Annotated in this window: 14 protein-coding genes and 1 pseudogene; 8 read left to right on the top strand and 7 right to left on the bottom strand. The window is 70.1% G+C overall.

The window, feature by feature from the left end; translation table 11 throughout:
- The first annotated feature begins 53 nt into the window (after positions 1-53).
- Entirely contained in the window at positions 54-1,325 is a 1,272-nt protein-coding gene (locus ABZ471_RS22925) for an MFS transporter (RefSeq protein WP_359068639.1), read from the top strand.
- Positions 1,326-1,339: 14 nt separating this feature from the next.
- Here the strand turns inward: ABZ471_RS22925 and ABZ471_RS22920 are convergent, their stop codons facing one another.
- The 4 genes from ABZ471_RS22920 to ABZ471_RS22905 all read right to left on the bottom strand — a co-directional run bounded on the left by ABZ471_RS22920 (position 1,340) and on the right by ABZ471_RS22905 (position 6,455).
- Entirely contained in the window at positions 1,340-2,440 is a 1,101-nt protein-coding gene (locus ABZ471_RS22920; protein WP_359068638.1) for an ionic transporter y4hA, read from the bottom strand.
- A 138-nt stretch (positions 2,441-2,578) separates the two neighbouring features.
- A complete protein-coding gene (locus ABZ471_RS22915) occupies positions 2,579-3,553 on the bottom strand; it encodes a TerC/Alx family metal homeostasis membrane protein (RefSeq protein WP_359068637.1) in 975 nt (324 codons plus the stop codon).
- A 224-nt stretch (positions 3,554-3,777) separates the two neighbouring features.
- Positions 3,778-5,847: a TerD family protein gene (locus ABZ471_RS22910; RefSeq protein WP_359068636.1), complete on the bottom strand. Its 2,070-nt coding sequence runs from the start codon at positions 5,845-5,847 to the stop codon at positions 3,778-3,780.
- Positions 5,848-5,876: 29 nt separating this feature from the next.
- Positions 5,877-6,455 carry a TerD family protein gene (locus ABZ471_RS22905; protein WP_359068635.1) on the bottom strand — a complete coding sequence of 193 codons (579 nt, stop codon included), beginning with the start codon at positions 6,453-6,455 and terminating at the stop codon, positions 5,877-5,879.
- 317 nt (positions 6,456-6,772) lie between these two features.
- Between ABZ471_RS22905 and ABZ471_RS22900 the strand changes: the two genes are divergently transcribed.
- The 5 genes and pseudogenes from ABZ471_RS22900 to ABZ471_RS22880 all read left to right on the top strand — a co-directional run bounded on the left by ABZ471_RS22900 (position 6,773) and on the right by ABZ471_RS22880 (position 12,996).
- Positions 6,773-7,765: a hypothetical protein gene (locus tag ABZ471_RS22900; protein ID WP_359068634.1), complete on the top strand. Its 993-nt coding sequence runs from the start codon at positions 6,773-6,775 to the stop codon at positions 7,763-7,765.
- Positions 7,762-9,810: a hypothetical protein gene (locus ABZ471_RS22895; protein WP_359068633.1), complete on the top strand. Its 2,049-nt coding sequence runs from the start codon at positions 7,762-7,764 to the stop codon at positions 9,808-9,810. Before ABZ471_RS22900 ends, ABZ471_RS22895 begins: the two co-directional genes overlap by 4 nt.
- A gap of 17 nt (positions 9,811-9,827) precedes the next feature.
- Positions 9,828-10,775 carry an AAA family ATPase gene (locus ABZ471_RS22890; protein ID WP_359068632.1) on the top strand — a complete coding sequence of 316 codons (948 nt, stop codon included), beginning with the start codon at positions 9,828-9,830 and terminating at the stop codon, positions 10,773-10,775.
- A pseudogene (locus ABZ471_RS22885) lies at positions 10,768-12,174 on the top strand (SAV_2336 N-terminal domain-related protein); the annotation flags it as partial. The gene ABZ471_RS22890 and the pseudogene ABZ471_RS22885, both read left to right, overlap by 8 nt.
- 252 nt (positions 12,175-12,426) lie before the next feature.
- The gene (locus tag ABZ471_RS22880) at positions 12,427-12,996 is read left to right on the top strand and encodes a TerD family protein (protein WP_359068665.1); all 570 of its coding nucleotides are present in this window, start codon (positions 12,427-12,429) and stop codon (positions 12,994-12,996) included.
- Positions 12,997-13,038: 42 nt separating this feature from the next.
- On the opposite strand, the gene uvrB is transcribed toward ABZ471_RS22880, so the two are convergent.
- Positions 13,039-15,195, bottom strand: a complete 2,157-nt coding sequence (gene uvrB, locus ABZ471_RS22875) for an excinuclease ABC subunit UvrB (protein ID WP_359068631.1) — start codon at positions 15,193-15,195, stop codon at positions 13,039-13,041.
- A 40-nt stretch (positions 15,196-15,235) separates the two neighbouring features.
- Positions 15,236-16,114 carry an MHYT domain-containing protein gene (locus ABZ471_RS22870; protein WP_359068630.1) on the bottom strand — a complete coding sequence of 293 codons (879 nt, stop codon included), beginning with the start codon at positions 16,112-16,114 and terminating at the stop codon, positions 15,236-15,238.
- 278 nt (positions 16,115-16,392) lie between these two features.
- Here ABZ471_RS22870 and ABZ471_RS22865 point away from each other — a divergent pair, with 278 nt between their 5' ends.
- The gene (locus tag ABZ471_RS22865; RefSeq protein ID WP_359068629.1) at positions 16,393-17,262 is read left to right on the top strand and encodes a glycerophosphodiester phosphodiesterase family protein; all 870 of its coding nucleotides are present in this window, start codon (positions 16,393-16,395) and stop codon (positions 17,260-17,262) included.
- 53 nt (positions 17,263-17,315) lie between these two features.
- A complete protein-coding gene (locus ABZ471_RS22860; protein WP_359068628.1) occupies positions 17,316-17,870 on the top strand; it encodes a methylated-DNA--[protein]-cysteine S-methyltransferase in 555 nt (184 codons plus the stop codon).
- 31 nt (positions 17,871-17,901) lie between these two features.
- On the opposite strand, the gene ABZ471_RS22855 is transcribed toward ABZ471_RS22860, so the two are convergent.
- Positions 17,902-18,330, bottom strand: a complete 429-nt coding sequence (locus tag ABZ471_RS22855) for a VOC family protein (RefSeq protein WP_359068627.1) — start codon at positions 18,328-18,330, stop codon at positions 17,902-17,904.
- Positions 18,331-18,359 lie beyond the last annotated feature (29 nt).

Raw genomic sequence — 18,359 nt, 5'->3', positions numbered from 1 at the left:
CGGTGGGTAGTTGACGCGGCATGCACGATGCACAGGCCGTAAGGGCCCCTTCCATGCCGCGGCTCGCGGCCGCTTCCCTCGCCGGCACCGCGATCGAGTTCTACGACTTCTTCGTCTACGGGACCGCGGCGGCTCTGGTCCTCGGGCCGCTGTTCTTTCCGACGTTCTCGCCGGTGGCGGGGACGCTCGCGGCGTTCGCGACGTTCGGGGTGGGCTTCGTGGCCCGGCCGCTGGGTTCGGTGCTGTTCGGACACATCGGCGACCGGCGCGGACGGCGGCCGGTGCTGGTGATCTCCCTGCTGCTGACCGGCGCCTCCACCGTCGCGGTCGGGTGTGTACCGACGTACGGGTCCATCGGCATGGCTGCCCCCGTGCTGCTGCTCGTCCTGCGCTTCCTGCAGGGGCTGGGGCTCGGCGGTGAGTGGGGCGGAGCGGTGCTGCTGACCGCCGAGCACGCGCCAGCGGGGCGGCGCGCCCTGTGGTCGAGCTTCCCTCAGGTGGGTCCCGCATGCGGTTTCGTGCTCGCCAACGGGGTGATGCTCGTGCTGTCGGCGACGCTGTCCGACGCGCAGTTCGCTCAGTGGGGATGGCGGGTGCCGTTCTGGGCGGCCGGTGTGCTGGCGCTGGCCGGGCTGTGGCTGCGTTCGTCGCTCGCGGAGAGTCCCCGGTTCCTGGAGATCGACGACCACGCGCGCGTGCCGATCCTCGAGGTCCTGCGGCACCACGGGCGGCTGGTGTTGCTGACGGCCGGAGCGCTGGCCGTCGGGTACGCGGTGTTCTACGCGGTGACGACGTGGTCGCTGGCGTATGCGACCGAACGGCTCGGGGTGAGCCGTACCGTCATGCTGACCTGTGTCATGGCCGCCGTGATGGTGAAGGGAGCGCTCACGCCTCTCATGGCACTGCTCGGCGACCGCTGCGGGCGCCGTCCGATGTGCCTGGCGGGGTGCACGGCATGCGCCCTGTGGATGCTGCCCATGGTCGCGCTGCTTGCGACGGGTGAGCCGCTGCTGATGTTCCTCGGCATCCTGGGCGCCCTGCTCGCCTTCATCACCATGTTCTCGGTGATCGCCGCGTATCTCCCCGAGCTGTACGAGGCACGGGTGCGCTGCACGGGAGCCGCGGTCGGCTACAACCTCGGCGGGGTCCTGGGCGGCGCGCTCACCCCGATCGTGGCGACGGCCCTGGCGGAGCGCGGCGGGCGCGTTCCCTGGAGTGTGGGCGGGTATCTGACGGGGATCGCCCTGCTGAGTCTGGTCTGCTTCGCGCTGTTGCCGGAGACGCGGCCGGTGCCCGTGGCGGTGGTGGAGCCGGCCACGGGCTGACCGGGCGCGCCCTACTACGGGTTGATGGCCAGCTCCAGGTAGGCCGCGAACAGCACGAGGTGCACGCCGCCCTGCAGGGGTGTGGCGCGGCCCGGGACCACCGTCAGGGAGCTGACGACCACGGTCAGCAGGAGCAGCAGCATGTGCGTCGGGCCCAGGCCGAGGACGAGCGGTCCGGACAGCCAGACGGAGGCCAGGGCGACGGCGGGGATGGTCAGGCCGATGCTGGCCATGGCCGAGCCGAGGGCGAGGTTGAGGCTGGTCTGCACCCGGTCGCGGCGGGCCGAGCGCAGTGCGGCGATCGTCTCGGGCAACAGCACGAGCAGGGCGATGATCACACCGACGACCGCCTGGTGCAGGCCGGCCGCCTCCACACCGGACTCGATGGTGGGCGACACCCCCTTGGCGAGGCCGACCACCCCGATCAGGGCGAGGCCGAGCAGGCCGAGGCTGGTCCAGGCGGTGCGCACCGACGGGGGCACTGCGTGATCGTCGGCGGTGATGACCTCGCCCTGCCGGGTGATCGGCAGGAAGTAGTCGCGGTGCCGCACGGTCTGGGTGGCCACGAACAGGCCGTACAGGATCAGTGAGGACAGCGCGGCGAACGTCAACTGCACGGTGGAGAACTCGGGGCCCGGCTTGCTGGTGGTGAAGGTCGGCAGCACCAGGCTGAGCGTGGCCAGCGTCGCCACGGTCGCGAGCGCGGCGCCGGTGCCCTCGGGGTTGAAGACCGCGGTGCCGTGGCGCAGGGAGGCCACGAGGAGGCAGATCCCGACGATGCCGTTGCACGTGATCATCACGGCGGCGAAGACGGTGTCGCGGGCCAGGGTGGAACTCTTGTCGCCGCCGTCAGCCATGAGGGTGACGATCAGGGCCACCTCGATGACCGTGACGGCGATGGCGAGCACCAGTGATCCGAAGGGTTCACCGACGCGGTGGGCGACCACCTCGGCGTGGTGCACGGCTGCGAGGACGGCCCCCGCGAGGACCAGGGTCATGAGCGCGACGACCGCGCCGGGCAGATTCCGGCCCCAGGTGAAGATCAGCAGGACGACCGCGAGCACCGGCACGAGGAGCGTCCACTGAGCGGTGAGCCACCTGAGCCGAGTGATCATGTTGCGATCGTGGCAGACACCTACAGGATGCGCATTCCACTCTTTTCGGATCCCTTCTCATCCTTTCCTGTGCGGGGCACCGGCGCTGGTACGGCCGGTGCCTCGCAGATTCGAGTGGTGGCCCCGCGTCCCGTACGGTCAGGCGTCGACGCTGTCCGTCGCCTCGACGGCCGCCTGCTTCCTGGACGCCATCAGGCTGGTGATGGTGGTGACGACCAGGACCGCGCAGATCACGCCGAGGGAGACCGGGATGCTGATCTCGGGGACATGAACCCCGGACTCGTGCAGTGCGTGCAGGACCAACTTGACGCCGATGAAGCCGAGGATGATCGACAGGCCGTAGGACAGGTGGACCAGCTTCCTCAGCAGTCCGCCGATGAGGAAGTACAGCTGGCGCAGACCCATCAGCGCGAAGGCGTTGGCGGTGAAGACGATGTACGGGTCCTGGGTGAGGCCGAAGATCGCGGGGATGGAGTCCAGCGCGAACAGGACGTCCGTCGTACCGATGGCGAGCATCACGACCAGCATGGGGGTCATGACCCGCCTGCCGTTCTGCTGGATCCAGAGCTTGGTGCCGTGGTACCGGTCGGCCACGCCGAACCTGCGCTCCGCAGCCTTCAGCAGCTTGTTCTCCTCGTACTCCTCGCCCTCCTCGTCGGCGCGGGCCTCCTGGATGAGCTTCCAGGCAGTCCAGATCAGGAAGGCGCCGAACAGGAAGAAGACCCAGGAGAAGCTGGCGAGGATCGCGGCTCCGGCCGCGATGAAGATGGCCCGGAGGACCAGGGCTATGAGGACACCGACGAGCAGGACCCGCTGCTGGTACTGCGAGGGCACCGCGAACTTCGCCATGATCAGGACGAAGACGAAGAGGTTGTCGACGCTCAGCGACTTCTCCGTGATGAAGCCCGCGAAGAACTCGCCGGCCGGTTGGCCGCCGCCGAAGACGAGAAGACCGAAGCCGAAGAGCCCGGCCAGCACGATCCAGACGACGGTCCAGATACCGGCTTCCTTGATCGACACGTCATGGGGCTTGCGACCGATGAAGAAGTCGACCGCGATCAGGGCGGCAAGACCCAGGATGGTCAGGACCCACAGGGTCATGGAGACTTCCACTGCACCTCCGGCATTACGTAACGGCAAACACATTCAGCGTTGTCGCTGCCGGAGGTCTCTTCCGCCCGGGTCGGGCCGACGCCCCGGGATCCACATCGATCCGTACTGACGGGTGCGCCGCAATCAGGGAGTACTCCCCTCCGTACGGAAAACAGTACCCCAATCACCAAGGAAAGGTAAAGTGATTGGTAAAGGAAACCCCAAACTCCCTGTTCAGATGCATTTTACCCACGCTTGGTACTTGCGGCTGTCACCTCGGTGAGCACCTGCTGGAGGACCTGGCTGCCGGACGGCACGAGCGAGGGCTCGTACGTCCAGGCGTGGCCGACCCAGGGGTCGGCGAGGTGGTCGTCGGGCACGGGGGTGAGTCGCATCAGCGAACGCCACAGCGGGTCGAGCAACGGGCCGTAGGCCTCGGCCTCCTCGCGGTCCGCGACCATCAGCAGGTGGACGCCGACCGCCGGCCCCTCGTCGGCGATATAGCGCAGCTGGGTCACCGCCCGGTCGTCGAAGCCGTGCGGAAAGTCGTTGACGATCAGCAGCTGCCGGGCGGTGTCGATGTCGGGGGGCAGCGATTCGGCGGCACCGCCACGGACCGCCATCTGCGTCAGGTCGACTCGCCGGGTGAGCCGTCCCAGGATGTCCGCCACGCCCGCCGCACCGCTCGCCCGCGGTGCGGCCACGGCCGCCGACCGTGTCAGCGGCAGGAGCGCCTGGGCTGCCGCACCGGCCGGGTCCACGAGCTGCACGGCGAACTCTCCCGCCGGGTGGACGGCGAGCAGCCGGACCGCGAGCGCCAACGCTGCGTCCATGGCGAGCCGACGCGCCTCGGCGGAGTCCAGGAAGGAGTCGTCGGGGCCTGCCACGGGGCCGCTGTCGATCCACAGACCGCGTTCCAGCGGCAGCCTGACCAGCATCGGAATACGCAGCGGTGCGCTCTCGGGAAGGTGGAGATCGCCGAGTCGTACGGCCGTCGGCGGCTCGGTCGGCACACGGTAGCCGTGCCAGACGGGGTTGTCCCAGCGGGCATAGGCCGGTGGGAGCGCGGGCTCGACGACCTCGGACTCGGCGGTGAGCTGGGCGAGGTCGCGGTCGAGGGCGGCCCGTGCCTGGCCGGCCAGCTGGGTGTGTCGGGCGTGGGCAGCCTCGCGTGCTGCATCGCCCGCCGTGCCCATGCGGCTGCGCGGGTCGGCGAGCACCTGGTCGAGTTCCTTCTCCAGACGGGAGTCGGCGAAGTCGACGGCACTGCGGTACGCGGCCGTGCTGCGGGCCAGGTCCTCGAACATGCCCCAGACCTGGTTGTACAGCCGCTCGTCCATCGACCAGCCGACCGCGTCGCCCGCCACGGGCTGGGCAGGCTGCTCGGGCGGGGCCGGGGACGCGGTGGGCGGGCGCGGCGGGGCCGCGTTCTGCCGTCGGGGATGGCGGTAGTCGATCCGGCCGCCGTCGAACGACGCGGAGGAGCGGGAGGAGTCCGAGGACTCGCCGGTCGGCCCGGTACCGTCCGGGCATGCGAGCTGCTGCGACGACGCGGCGGATGCTTGGGCACCGCCGGCGCCGCGTCGTCCATGGGTGCTCGCCCGGTCCGGGTGAGCCACCGCCGCCTGGCCATGTGCCGGACTCGGCGGTGCGCCGTCCTCCGCGTCCCACGTCGCAGCGGCTGCGGGCTCCGGGCCCCGCTCCGGTTGCCGGGAGCGCTCGCGGTCCAGCCGGCCCGATACGGGCGGCGCGGCAGAGTCGCGCGGGTGCCGGGCCACCGCCGCATCGATGTCGGCCGCGAGCCGGTGGGCCCCGGTATGGCCCTGGTCGGCGAGGAGTTCGACAAGGCCTCCTGCGTATCCCTGGCCGACCGCACGGGCCTTCCAGGCACCGTGCCTGCGATAGAACTCCAGGACGACGAGCGCGGACTCGGAGTCCAGGCCGGTGACGGCATAACGCGCGATGTCGGCGCCGTCCAGGTCGCCGACCACGACGTGCGGGGCGCGGAGCACTCCGAAGCGCTGCGGGCTGTCGGCGCCGCCGGGGAGCGCCAGGAGCACACCGGCCCTGACTACCTGCTCCGGCAGCGCCTCGAGGTCGATGTCCAACCGCTGCTCGGTGGCGGCCGACCGCGGTACCTCCAGCCCCAGGAGGACCGGCGAGCCGGGGTGCGCGACCCATCCGGGCCGCGCCGGCCCATTGTTCCCGTCGCTGAGCGTGACGCCGACTATCACTGGATGCTCCGCCGTCAGACGGATCGTCAGCTGCAGTGCGGGCAGCAGCAGGTTCTGCCCGCGCACCAGCTCGGCGGCCATGAGTCCCCCTCGCCCGGTCGTCGAGCCGTCTACAGGTGGGGCACGATCGCCGGGCCGAGGTCCTGGATCGTCCGGCCGTGGCTCGGTTCCCCGATCGCCTGCATGCTCCAGCCATCGCCCTGGCGGGCCACCTTCGCCATGATCTGGGCCGTGGCGGAACCGCCACCGGTGAGTGTGTAGCGAGCGAGTTCCTGGCCGTTGGTCTCGTCGACCAGCCGGCAGAACGCGTTCTCCACCTCGGAGAACGTCTGTCCGGTGAAGGAGTTGACGGTGAACACGATCTGGTTGACGTGCACGGGCACGCGTTGGAGGTCGACCAGGATCGATTCGTCGTCGCCGCCCTCGCCGGTGCCGCCGACGACGTTGTCGCCGGTGTGACGGACGGATCCGTCGTTGCTCACGAGGTGGCGGAACCAAACGGCGTCCACGACCTCCTTGTCGGCGAAGAGGACGGCCGAGGCGTCCAGGTCGACCTCCCGGGTCCGGCTGCCGAAGAGGCCGCGGCGACGGGCGGCCTTCCAGCCCAGGCCCATCCGGACCGCCGTCAGAGTGCCGCCGCCGGACTTCTGCAGACTGACGGCCTCTCCCTTGGACAAGTTGACGCTCACGCGGGTCTCCTCCTCATGCCGTGTCGTCGGCTCGACGGCCGGGCACCCCGGCGATCTGTCTGTTCTGCGGCAACCCTATGGGCTGTGGCCTCGGGCGTCGCCAGCCGGTGGAAGGGATTGTGGCAAGGCTGCGACACAGCCGGCCCACGGCGGTGCCGGCAACCGGAGCACACGACGAGCGCCTGTGGAAAGTCGCGCGGCAAGCTCCTGTGGAAAGCGGTGAACGGGCAGGCCTTGTACGTCTACGCTGCTGTCGGCAGCGCTGAGCGGGAACAGTCGCATGCTGATGGGTGCGACGCGGGGGCGACGGGGGTGCGATGAGACCTCGACTGGTGTTCGTGCACGGGGTGGGTGGTCCACGGGACGCGGTGGGGGAACTGGCCGACTGGACTCGCGCCCTGGCCGCCGGGATGCACAACGCAGGCCACTCCGCGGTGGCTGACGGCCTGTTGGGCGGGGAGTTCGACTGCCGGTTCGTCCACTACGCCGATCTCTTCCGCCCGGTGCAGGCCCAGGGGTCCGCGGTGGAGGTCGACGACGAGCAGGCCGCTGGCATACTGCTGGAGTTGCTCGACGAGGTTCTGGCAGGCCTTTCCGAGTCGCTCCCCAACACTCCGCATGCCCAGCACGATGCGCAGGTCGCCCGGGTCCTCGCCCACGCGCGGGCGGAGGCCGCCCCGCAGCCACAGGAACAGGGCACGATGGCAGCGGTGCGGCGCGCCCTGAACGCGGCCACCACCGTCCTGTCCGTACGGATGTTCCGCGGTCTCGGGCAGTGGACCGCACCGAAACTCATGGTGCGCGACCTGGGTCAGGTGGCCCGCTACCTCGCCCGCCGGGAGACCGACGGGTCGGGACTGACCCTCGATGCCCGCATCCGGATCCGGGTGGCGCGGGAGTTGGATTCCCCCACCACGGTGCTGGTCGCCCACTCCCTGGGCAGCATCGTCGCCTGGGAAACGCTCCACGAAGGCCCCGTGCCGGTACGACTGCTGGTGACGCTGGGCTCGCCCCTCGGGATGCGTACGGTCGTACGGCCGCGGTTGGTGCCCCAGCCGCCGTGCACTCCCGATCGGGTCGGCGCGTGGCTGAACTTCTTCGACCACGACGACCCGGTGGCCGTACGCCCCCGGCTGGAGGATGACTTCGGTCCCAACGGCACACAGGTACGGCCGGTCAGCAGGAGGGTCGACTCCGTGGGCTTCTGGGTGCACCCGGCCAGGCTCTATCTGGCGCAGCCCGGCGTGGCCGGCCCGATAGCCGAGGCGCTGCGCACCGCCGCGGCCACCACCGGAGAGCCATCAGCGTGAGCCCGTTTCCCCCGCGTCATCTGCTGGTGATCGGGGCCCAGTGCGCCGCCATGGATCGCCTCGACCGACTGACGGAATCGGCCTCGCTGCTGCACACCGTCCTGTCCGATCCGGACCTCGGGGGCTGTGCGCCGGGGCTGCCCGACGGCCGTTCCTTGCTGTGGGGAGCGGACCTGACGGGCGACAGTATCGGCAGGCATGTGCGCGAGGCGTACCGCTTCGCGGGCGATCGCGGAGCCGTCCTGGTGTTGGCGCTGCTCGGGCACGGTATGGTCCCGGGAACCACCAACTCGCTCTACTACATGGGCGCCGACTCCCGGCCCGAGGAGCGCGAGGGCGCCGTCGAGGTGGGCCCGCTGCTGCGGGACGCGGCCGACCGGCACGGCGTGCACGGGGTCGTGTGTGTCGTGGACACCTGCCATGCCGGCGGCGCCATGCCGAATTCCCAGGAGCTGGCCGCCGGAGTGCGGGGCGGCAGCACGCGGCTGGCGGTTCTGATGTCCTGCGGGGCGGCTCAGTCGTCCATCGACCTGCGGCTGTCCCGGGAGCTCGCCGACCTCCTGCAGCGGGGGGACGTCCAGGCCGGCCGGTTCATCGAGGTCGGGACGGCCGCCAGGGCACTGCGGGGCCGGCTGCCCGGGCAGAACATCGGGTGCGGGGACTGGGACGGGCACCCGTTCGCGCAGGAACCCCTGTGGCTCGTACGCAACGCCCGACACCCGGAGCACGTCGCACCGCGCGCCGGCACCCCCGGGCCGCGGGCGCGGGAGGAACTCGCCGCCGCCCTCGCCGCCCTGGATCCGCCTCTCCGTCAGGGCCAGTTGCCGACCTCCCTCGACGACGCCGTGGCACTGCTCGACACCCTGGCCGCCCGCCCGGCCGACCCCATGACCCAACGGGCCGTGCGTGCCGTGAAGGGCCTCGTGATCGCCTTCCGCACAGTCGGCCTGCTGTCCGACTGGCTGGGCGGCGACGTCACGACCGCGCATCTGCGGCGGGCGCTCAGTGCCGTGCTGACGGCTGAGGCCCAGCGTCCGACAGCCGTGCCTCGTCCCACCCTCCCAGAGTCCGTAGACCATTTCGTCTACGAGCATCCGGTCACCGATCCGGATTGTCTGCGCTGGCTCACCCGGTTCGTCGTCCTGCTGGCCGAGGAGGCCGGGCAGGACCCCGCGGATCCCGTCGTCAAGCGCTGGGCCCAGTCCGTCGACGCCTCCGTCGCGCTCAACGACGCCCTCTGCTTCGCCCGCGACCTGCGGAAGAATCAGCAGCTCAGCCTCGTGATCAGTTTGCATGCGTCACTGACCGGCAACTGGCCCGACTCGGTGGACGCGTGGCTGCTGCGGGACGGGGCTGTCATCGGCCACGAACAGTACGAGACGCCTGATGCCGACCAGGAACGCGTGGAGGCGGCGCTGGACGAAGCGGTGCTCTGGGCCGAGGAGAAGGCCGAGGAACTCGACGTCGAACTCCGCAGGCTCGATGTCGCCCTGCCGACCACGAGGCTGCTGGACTGGCATCCGGAGGAGGCCGGTCTGGGCGTGCGATTGGGCCACCAGTTCGTCGTGGTCCTCCACTGGAGCGGACGACTCGCGCCCACCCGGCAGGTGAGGCGGCTGCACAGTGTCGTGAAGGACCGCTGGGAGCGGATGCTGGACTGCACCGCCGACGTACCCGTGGACTGGCTGGACCGCCACGCCGTGCACGATCCCGAACTGCTGACCAACGAGCTGCGCAACGGCCGGTACGCCAGGGGCATCGGGCTGACGTATCACCCGGAGGGCGAAGAAGCGCTCATGGACATGCTCCTGTCCTACACACCGGTGTTCCTGTGGCCTCGGCGCGACGACCACCGTGCCGCCTGGCGGCACTGCCTCGACCGGTACTGGCCGACCATGCCCGTGGGGCTTACCCACGCTTACCGACGGCGCTGGCTCGGCGAGGACGGGGAGCCGGTCGCGGACCTGCGGGCCGTGTGGGACAGCGGAGACTGGCTGGCGTTCTGCCGCAGCATCTCTCATCGTGTGCCGCCGTCAAAGTCCTGACCTCGCAAGGAGGAGACATGACCTGGAACACCTTCTACACCGGCACCGGGGAGTCGCGGCCGCAGACCTGGCTGCCGCCCGCCCCGCCCTGGCGGACCTTCCCGCACCGGCCGAGCGGCGATGTCTTCCAGCCGCCCGAAGGCCTGACCGACGCCGTGAACGCCGCGCTGTGCCTGCGACGCCCGCTGCTGCTCACCGGCCCACCGGGCTCCGGTAAGTCGACGGTGATCGAACAGGTGGCCCTGGAGCTGGGCCTCGGGGCTGTGCTGCGCTGGCAGATCACCTCCCGCAGCACCCTGGCCGACGCGCTCTACCGCTACGACGCCCTGGGCCGGATCCACGCCCACCGGCTCGCTCAGGACCGCGACGAAGCCCCCGGCTCGACGGACGACATCGCCGCCTTCCTGCAGCTCGGTCCGCTGGGCACCGCCCTGCTGCCGGTCCGGCGGCCGCGCGCCCTGCTCATCGACGAGATCGACAAGGCCGACCTCGATCTGCCCGGCGACCTGCTGGACGTCCTGGAACGCGGCGAGTACACCGTCGTCGAACTGCTGCGCGAGAACCGCAGGGTGGCCGAGGTGCGCACATGGGAACCGGAGGTCGTGCACAGCATCGAGAAAGGCCGGGTTCGCTGCACCGAGTTCCCCTTCATTGTCATGACCAGCAACGGGGACCAGGAACTGTCTCCCGCGTTCCTGCGCCGCTGCGTCCGCTACACCATGCCTCCTCCCACCATCTCGCTGATGCAGAACGTGGTGCGCAGGCACCTGGGGCTGGAGATCCACGAGGGGAGCCCGGAGGCGGACCTCGTCCGGGAATTCGTCGAGCGCGTGGGGGCGGGCGAGACGGTCGCCGTCGACCAGCTGCTGAGCACGCTCCACATCCTCAACGGCACCGCGGTGACGGACGTCGCCGAACGGGAGCGAGTGAAGCGGCTGTTGATGAAGGATCTCTCCCGTGCCTGACCCAGGGTCCGACGCGGGACCGGACGATGCGCTGGCGAGCGTCGTCCGAGCGGTGCTGCGCGCGGACCCGGGGCGGGACGCGCTAGGCGTCGCGGAAGTCTTGTGGCTCTCCGGGATCGGCTCGTCCCCGCCGGAAGAGGCACATGACGAGGAGCCGAGGTCCCTCGGCGAGCCCGAGTCCCCCGAGAGGGGTCCCACTGTTGGCGCGGCATCCGGGTCCTTGCCTCCGGGTGCGGAGCCCGGCGCGGACGACGAGGTGTCCACCCCCGAGGACGAGGATCTGCCCGAACGGCCCGTCGTGGTTCCGGGCCGGAGGCAGCTCCTCAAGGAACGCGAACTGGTGCGCGCGGTCTACCCGCTCAGGCGGAAGTGGCCGCACGGCCGGGCTCGGCGGCTGGATGTCGACGCCACGGTGGCGGAGTACGGGCGTACCGGCGAGCTCTCGCCGGTGTTCTCCCCCGCGCCGGAGCGCTGGTTCGATCTGACGCTGGCCGTCGACGTCAGCACGTCCATGTCCGTATGGCAGGAGACGACCGGTCAGCTCAGTCGCATGCTGGCCTCCCTCAACGCCTTTCGTACGATCCGGATCCGCACCTTCGACGCCGATCTGCCCACTCCCGTACTGCACGCTCCCACCCGGCACGCCACGTACGGCGCCCCTCTGTCCAGCCCGGCGCCGCCCGGCCGGCGGGGCCTGGTCCTCGTCTTCTCCGACTGCACGGCACGCGCGTGGCAGAGCGGGCAACTCTGGGAGCTGTTGCACCTGTGGGCGCGGACCAACGTCACCACCCTCGTCAACCCGCTTCCCCCGCGCATCTGGCGGCACGTCGGCGTGGATCTCTCCGCGGTCCGAGTCACCTCTCCGGGGGTGCCGGGGGCCCCGAACCGCAGGCTGCTCTTCCGGGCACCGCCGGGCGAGGGGTGCCTGGCCGTGCCGACGGTCACGCTGTCGGCGCGGCCCCTGGGGCGCTGGGCGCGCACGCTGATGCGGTGCAGCCCCGACGGCTGTGACGCGCTGCTGGTGCCGGCTTCCGGCACGTGGGCCCTGGAGCGAGGGGAGCCGTGGGCCGAGGCGAACGGTGCGCAGGATGCCGAGGACGCGCTGGCGAAGGCCTTCCAGAACCGGGCCTCGGCCGCTGCGGTGCGGCTGGCCGTACTGTGCTCGCCCTTCCCGGAGTTCGGCATCCCGCTGCTTCGGCTGATCGCGGAGGAGCTGGTGCCCGAGGCCACCGAGTCCGCTCTGGCGGAGTTCCTCGTCGGCGGGCCCGTCGTGCCGGCCAAACGCACGCCCGCCGCCGACGCGGATTCGGCGTGGGTGCGTTACCGGCCGGCGGCCCGGGACCACTTCACCTCCCTGCTCAGCTCGCGCGAGGCGTGGCAGTTGTACGACGTGCTGACCCGGGCCGTGGCTCGCGGCCCCACACTGCGGGCACGGCCATGGGAGCAGGGGCTGCCGGGCGGCGGTGCCTGGGCGGCCCTGGCCGGAGGGCCGTCGCTCGCGGAGGCGCCGGCCCAGGTACTGAAGTTGCTGGGCATCGTGCTGGGTCAGGAGACGGGCGAGGCGCCGGTCGAAGCGGTGGTGGACCAGCCCGTCGAAGAGGACGGGGGCGAGACCGACCAGGCCGAGGAAGAGACAGCCCCAAGCGATGAGATCATCACACTGCGGACGGGGCAGACGATCAGGCTGAGGCAGGCCGGAGTCAGGCCTCTGCGCACCGTCCGCATCGACACCAGCTGGGTCAGCCGTCGACGGCGCGGCATCTTCCGCTCGCGTACCCAAAGCATCGACCTGGACGCCTCGGCCGTGTTGTTCGCCGACCGACAGCCGGTGGATGTGGTGTTCTTCCGCCACCTCGTCAGCGATGACGGCTCCGTCCGGCACAGCGGGGACAGCTTCGTCGGCGACAGCATCGGCGACAGCGAGTCCATACTCTTCGACCTCCACCGCATCCCCCTGCACGTCGACAGCATCGTCGTGGCGCTGAACTCCTTCACGGGCCAGGTGTTCGCCGACGTCGAGGTCGTGACCTTTCGCCTCATCGACGAGGCCGGCGCACGCGAGGTGGCGGTCCACACTCTCGCCGGAGGCGGCACACACACCGCACGGCTCTTGGCCAAGCTCGGTCGCCAGGGCTCCGATTGGTGCATGACCGCGCTCGGGACCCCGGCCAGCGGCCGCACCTTCCAAGAACTGCTGCCGACGATGCTGCAGGTCCTCTAGCCCGGTCCGACTCGGCAGAGCCGGGCCGGGCCCCTTCCCTCCCTAGGCGAGGCCCGCCTCCCGCATCTGGCGCAGTTCCTTCTTCATCTCCGAGACCTCGTCGCGCAGCCGCGCGGCGATCTCGAACTGCAGCTCGGCAGCGGCGGCGCGCATACGCTCCGTCATCTCCTCGATCTGCTCGGCGAGTTCGGCCGCCGGACGGTCCGTGGGCACCGCGGCCCCCGCCTTGCCCTTGGTGGACTGGGTGGCCTTGCCGGCCTTCGCACCCTTGGCTGCCTTGTCGCCGAGCGACGGGACGGGTGCCTTGGCGCCCTTGCCCTCCTTCAGCTTGCGATAGCCGGAGCCGAGCAGCTGTTCGGTGTCTACCTCTTCGCGGGCGATCTGCGCGACGATGTCGTTGATCTTCTTGCGCAGCGGCTGCGGGTCGATGCCGTTGGCCTTGTTGTAGGCGACCTGCTTCTCCCGGCGCCGGTTGGTCTCCTCGATGGCCTTCTCCATCGCCGGGGTGATCTTGTCGGCGTACATGTGGACCTGGCCGGAGACATTGCGCGCCGCGCGGCCGATGGTCTGGATCAGCGAGGTCCCGGAGCGCAGGAAGCCCTCCTTGTCGGCGTCGAGGATCGCCACCAGGGACACCTCGGGCAGGTCGAGGCCCTCACGGAGCAGGTTGATGCCGACCAGGACGTCGAACTCGCCGGAGCGCAGTTCGCGAAGCAGCTCGACGCGGCGCAGCGTGTCGACGTCGCTGTGCAGATAGCGCACCTGGATGCCGAGTTCCAGGAAGTAGTCCGTAAGGTCCTCGGCCATCTTCTTGGTGAGCGTGGTGACCAGGACGCGCTCGTCCTTCTCGGTGCGCTTGCGGATCTCGTGCACCAGGTCGTCGATCTGGCCCTCGGTGGGCTTGACCACGACCTCCGGGTCGATCAGGCCGGTGGGGCGGATGATCTGCTCCACGACGCCGTCCCCACGCGACAGCTCGTAGGTGCCCGGGGTCGCCGACAGGTAGACGGTCTGCCCGATGCGCCCCTGGAACTCTTCCCACTTCAGGGGGCGGTTGTCCAGCGCGGAGGGCAGCCGGAAGCCGTGCTCGACGAGGGTCCGCTTTCGGGAGGCGTCACCCTCGTACATGGCGCCGATCTGCGGGACCGTGACGTGCGACTCGTCGATGACGAGCAGGAAGTCGTCAGCGAAGTAGTCCAGCAGGGTGTTGGGCGGGGAGCCGGGCAGGCGGCCGTCGAAGTGCATCGAGTAGTTCTCCACGCCGGAGCAGGTGCCGATCTGGCGGAGCATCTCGATGTCGTACGTGGTGCGCATGCGCAGGCGCTGGGCCTCCAGGAGCTTGCCCTGCTTCTCCAGCTCCGCGAGGCGCTCCCCCAGTTCCTTCTCGATGTCGTTGACGGCCCGCTCCATGCGCTCGGGACCCGCTACGTAGTGGGAGGCCGGGAAAACGTACAGCTGCTGGTCGTCGCTGATGATCTCGCCGGTGAGCGGGTGGAGCGTGGACAGCGCCTCGATCTCGTCGCCGAACATCTCGATGCGGACGGCAAGTTCCTCGTAGACCGGGAAGATCTCGATGGTGTCGCCGCGGACCCGGAAGGTGCCGCGGGTGAAGGCCATGTCGTTGCGCGTGTACTGGATGTCGACGAAGCGGCGCAGCAGATCGTCGCGGTCGATCTCGTCGCCGACCCGGAGGGGGACCATCCGGTCCACGTACTCCTGGGGAGTGCCGAGGCCGTAGATGCAGGACACCGAGGCGACCACGATGACGTCGCGGCGGGTGATCAGCGAGTTCGTCGCCGAGTGGCGCAGCCGTTCGACCTCCTCGTTGATCGAGGAGTCCTTCTCGATGTAGGTGTCCGACTGCGGGACGTAGGCCTCGGGCTGGTAGTAGTCGTAGTACGAGACGAAGTACTCGACCGCGTTGTTCGGGAGGAGCTCGCGGAACTCGTTGGCCAGCTGGGCGGCCAGCGTCTTGTTCGGCGCCATCACGAGGGTGGGGCGCTGGAGCTTCTCGATCATCCACGCGGTGGTGGCGGACTTGCCGGTGCCGGTCGCGCCCAGTAGGACGACGTCCTTCTCACCGGCCTCGATGCGCTTGGCCAGCTCGGCGATGGCCGCCGGCTGGTCGCCACTGGGCTGGTAGGGGCTGACGACCTCGAAAGGCGCCACCGTGCGTTCGATGTGGGAAACGGGCCGCATGGGATCCACCGTACGACCCCGCACTGACAACGGGTCCCGATCAGCGGTTCTGCGGGGTGCGGGAGCTGTGGTGCCCGGGGTGGCGGACCGGTTCGCGGCCGGAGTGGAGCGGCGGGTGACGGTCCTGGTGAGAGGCGACGGCGGCGGCCGGGACGCCCGGTTTGTCCTCGACGGGGAGCCGGGCCGGCCTGCCCATGACCATCAGCGGGTCGAGCATCACGACGACGCCGGCCAGGAGCAGGAAGGCGAGCGGGCCGATCAGCATCGGCGCGAGCACCCCGGCCTGCGAGCTGCTGGTGGCAGCGGTGGAGGTGCCGTGGAGGTGGACGTCGAGGGCGGCCATGCCCGTGTAGTGCATGCCGGTGACGGCGAGGCCCATCACCAGGCTGGCCCCGACGCTCCACAGAAAGCCCCGGACCTGCCCGGCCGCCCACAGGGCGGCCGTGGCGGCGACGACCGCTATGACGACGGAGGCTGCGACCGTGAACGTGTTGTACGTGAACCGCCCGTCGAAGTGCATGCCCGCCATACCGAGGTAGTGCATCGAGGCGACGCCGAGACCGGTGATCGTGCCGCCGGTGAACAGGGCGGTGCCGGTGGCACCCCGGTAGCCGACGATGTAGATCCCGATGCCCACCATGACGATGGCGAGGCCGAGGCTCGCGTAGGTAATCGGTTTGTCGTAGTGGATCGGCGCTTCCTTGATGGTGAAGCCCATCATGGCGACGAAGTGCATGGTCCAAATACCGGAGCCGATCGCGGCCGAGCCCAGGGCCAGCCAGGCGGGCCGCCGCGCGTGCGTGACCAGCAGGGAGCGGGTGGTGCACCGCAGGCCGAGGGCGGCCCCGAGGCAGGCCATCAGAAAGGCCACCACCGGGGTGACGACCCCGTAGCTGAATCCGTCGACCGTGCCCTGCATGCGCGGCTGCCCTTCCGCCCTCTTGCGTCCCGGAATATCTGGAATGCGCCCCCGTCCCAGGACCGCGACGGCGGTCCGGGTTGACGCAGAGAGTATGACCCCCACCAGAATGGTCGAACGATTTTCCGGTAAAGAAACACGGCCTTGCCCCACATGTGCGGCACCGGTGAGCAGACTTGCACGTCACCATTCATCGTGTGACGGTCCTGCGCCCGGCGCTGTCGACCCTCTGCTGTCAAGCTGGTGCAGCCGGTATTCGCTCGACGCGAGGAGTCCGCATGTACGCGCGCGCAGGCGCCGCCACGATTGCCGCGGTCCTGGGGACGGCAGCCCTGGTGAGCCTCACCGCGGACGCCCGGGCGGGTGAGACCGCCAGGCCCACGGTGGTCGCCCACCGAGGTGCCTCCGCCTGCGCTCCCGAGAACACCCTGGCCTCCATCGACAAGGCCGCGGAGATGGGCTTCACCTGGGTGGAGAACGACGTGCAGCGCACCAAGGACGGCGAACTGGTCGTCATCCACGACGACAGCCTGGAGCGCACCACGAACGTCGAGGACGTCTTCCCGGGCCGGGCACCCTGGAAGGTGAAGGACTTCACCGCCGCCGAGATCGCCCGGCTGGACGCGGGCAGCTGGTTCTCACCCGCCTACGCGGGCACGCGCGTGCCGACGCTGAAGCAGTACATGCACAGGGTCGAGCACAACCACGAGAAACTGCTCCTGGAGATCAAGAACCCGCAGCTGTACCCCGGCATCGAGCAGCAGACCCTGAAGCTTCTCGGCAACGAGGGCTGGCTGGACCAGCAGCACCTCGGGCGGCTGATCGTGCAGAGCTTCAGCGCGGACAGCGTGCGCACCGTGCACGAGCTGAAGCCGGCTCTCACCACCGGGTTGCTCGGCACTCCGTCCGTGTCGCAATTGCACGAGTACGCGCGCTTCACCGACCTGATCAACCCCTCCAACGGGTCGATCTCCACCAGCTACGTCTCCTCCGTGCACGCCGTCACCGGACCGCACAGCAAGCGGCTCGGGGTGTTCGCCTGGACGGTGGACGACGCGGCCACCGCCCGGAAGGTCGCGGGCTACGGAGTCGACGGGATCATCACCAACAAGCCCGACGTGGTCCGGGCGGCGCTGGACGCGGACTGAGCCGGAGCGGCCGTACGTCGGGCGTTGTCAGTGGCGGGTCGTACCGTGGGCGCATGGACAGCCATGGGCAGGACGAGCAGCGGGTCGTGTGGGCCGTCGTGGGCACCGGCATCGGCCCGCTGATGCTGGCGGCGACCCGCGAGGGACTGGTCAACGTCGTCTTCCACGCCACGGACGCGGTGCGCGAGCGAGCCTTGGAGCGGCTGGCGGCCCGACTGGGCACCGAGCCCGTCGAGGACCCGGACTCACCGCTGCTGGCCGAGGCGATACAGCAGGTCGAGGCGTACTTCGCCGGCGAGCGCCACGACTTCGACCTGCCCCTGGACTGGTCGCTGATCTCTGGCTTCAACCGGCAGGTGCTGCGCGAGCTGGCCTCCGGCGTCCCCTACGGAACGGTGGTGGGGTACGGCGATCTGGCGGGGCGGGTCGGGCAGCCGGGCGGGGCGCAGGCAGTGGGCGCGGCGATGGGGGCCAACCCGCTCCCGGTCGTCGTGCCGTGCCATCGGGTCGTGGAGAGCGACGGCGGCATCGGCGGCTTCGGCGGTGGTCTGGAGGCCAAGCGCAAGCTGCTCGCCCTGGAGGGCGTGCTGCCCGAGCCGCTGTTCTGACGGCGTCGGGCCCGCACGCCCCAGGTGCGGTTCACGCGTAGTGCCGCGCCTCGAAGACGTTGCCGTCGGGGTCCTGGAAGTAGAAGCTCCGCATGGCTTTTCCGCGGGCGCCGAAGGAGTCGTACCCGATGTCGCTCATGGGGACTTCATGTTCGGCCAGGCGGGCGAGCAAGGCGTCGAAGTCGGCGGACGGCAGCGACAGGCAGACGTGGTTGACGGGGTGGCCCGCGCTGTCGGCGGAACCGGGGAGCATGTTCATGCGCTCCGCGATACCGCGCGGTGCGAGGTCCAGGATGGTCTCCTCGTTGACGCGTATGGAGGGGAACGACACCTTTCCCTCGGCGAACTCGGCGAGCCTCAGGGGCTCCAGACCGACGGCGTCCTCGTAGAAGCGGGCCGCCGCGACCGGGTCGGCCACCCACAGGACGACGTGGTCGAGACGCGTGGTGTGGTTTGTCATGCCGTCCAGGCTGGTGGTGTCCCCCACAG

Source organism: Streptomyces sp. NPDC005728 (assembly GCF_040630895.1).
Classification (GTDB): domain Bacteria; phylum Actinomycetota; class Actinomycetes; order Streptomycetales; family Streptomycetaceae; genus Streptomyces.
Note: the sequence above shows the minus strand (reverse complement) of the source record. Positions and strands in the feature narration are given on the sequence as shown.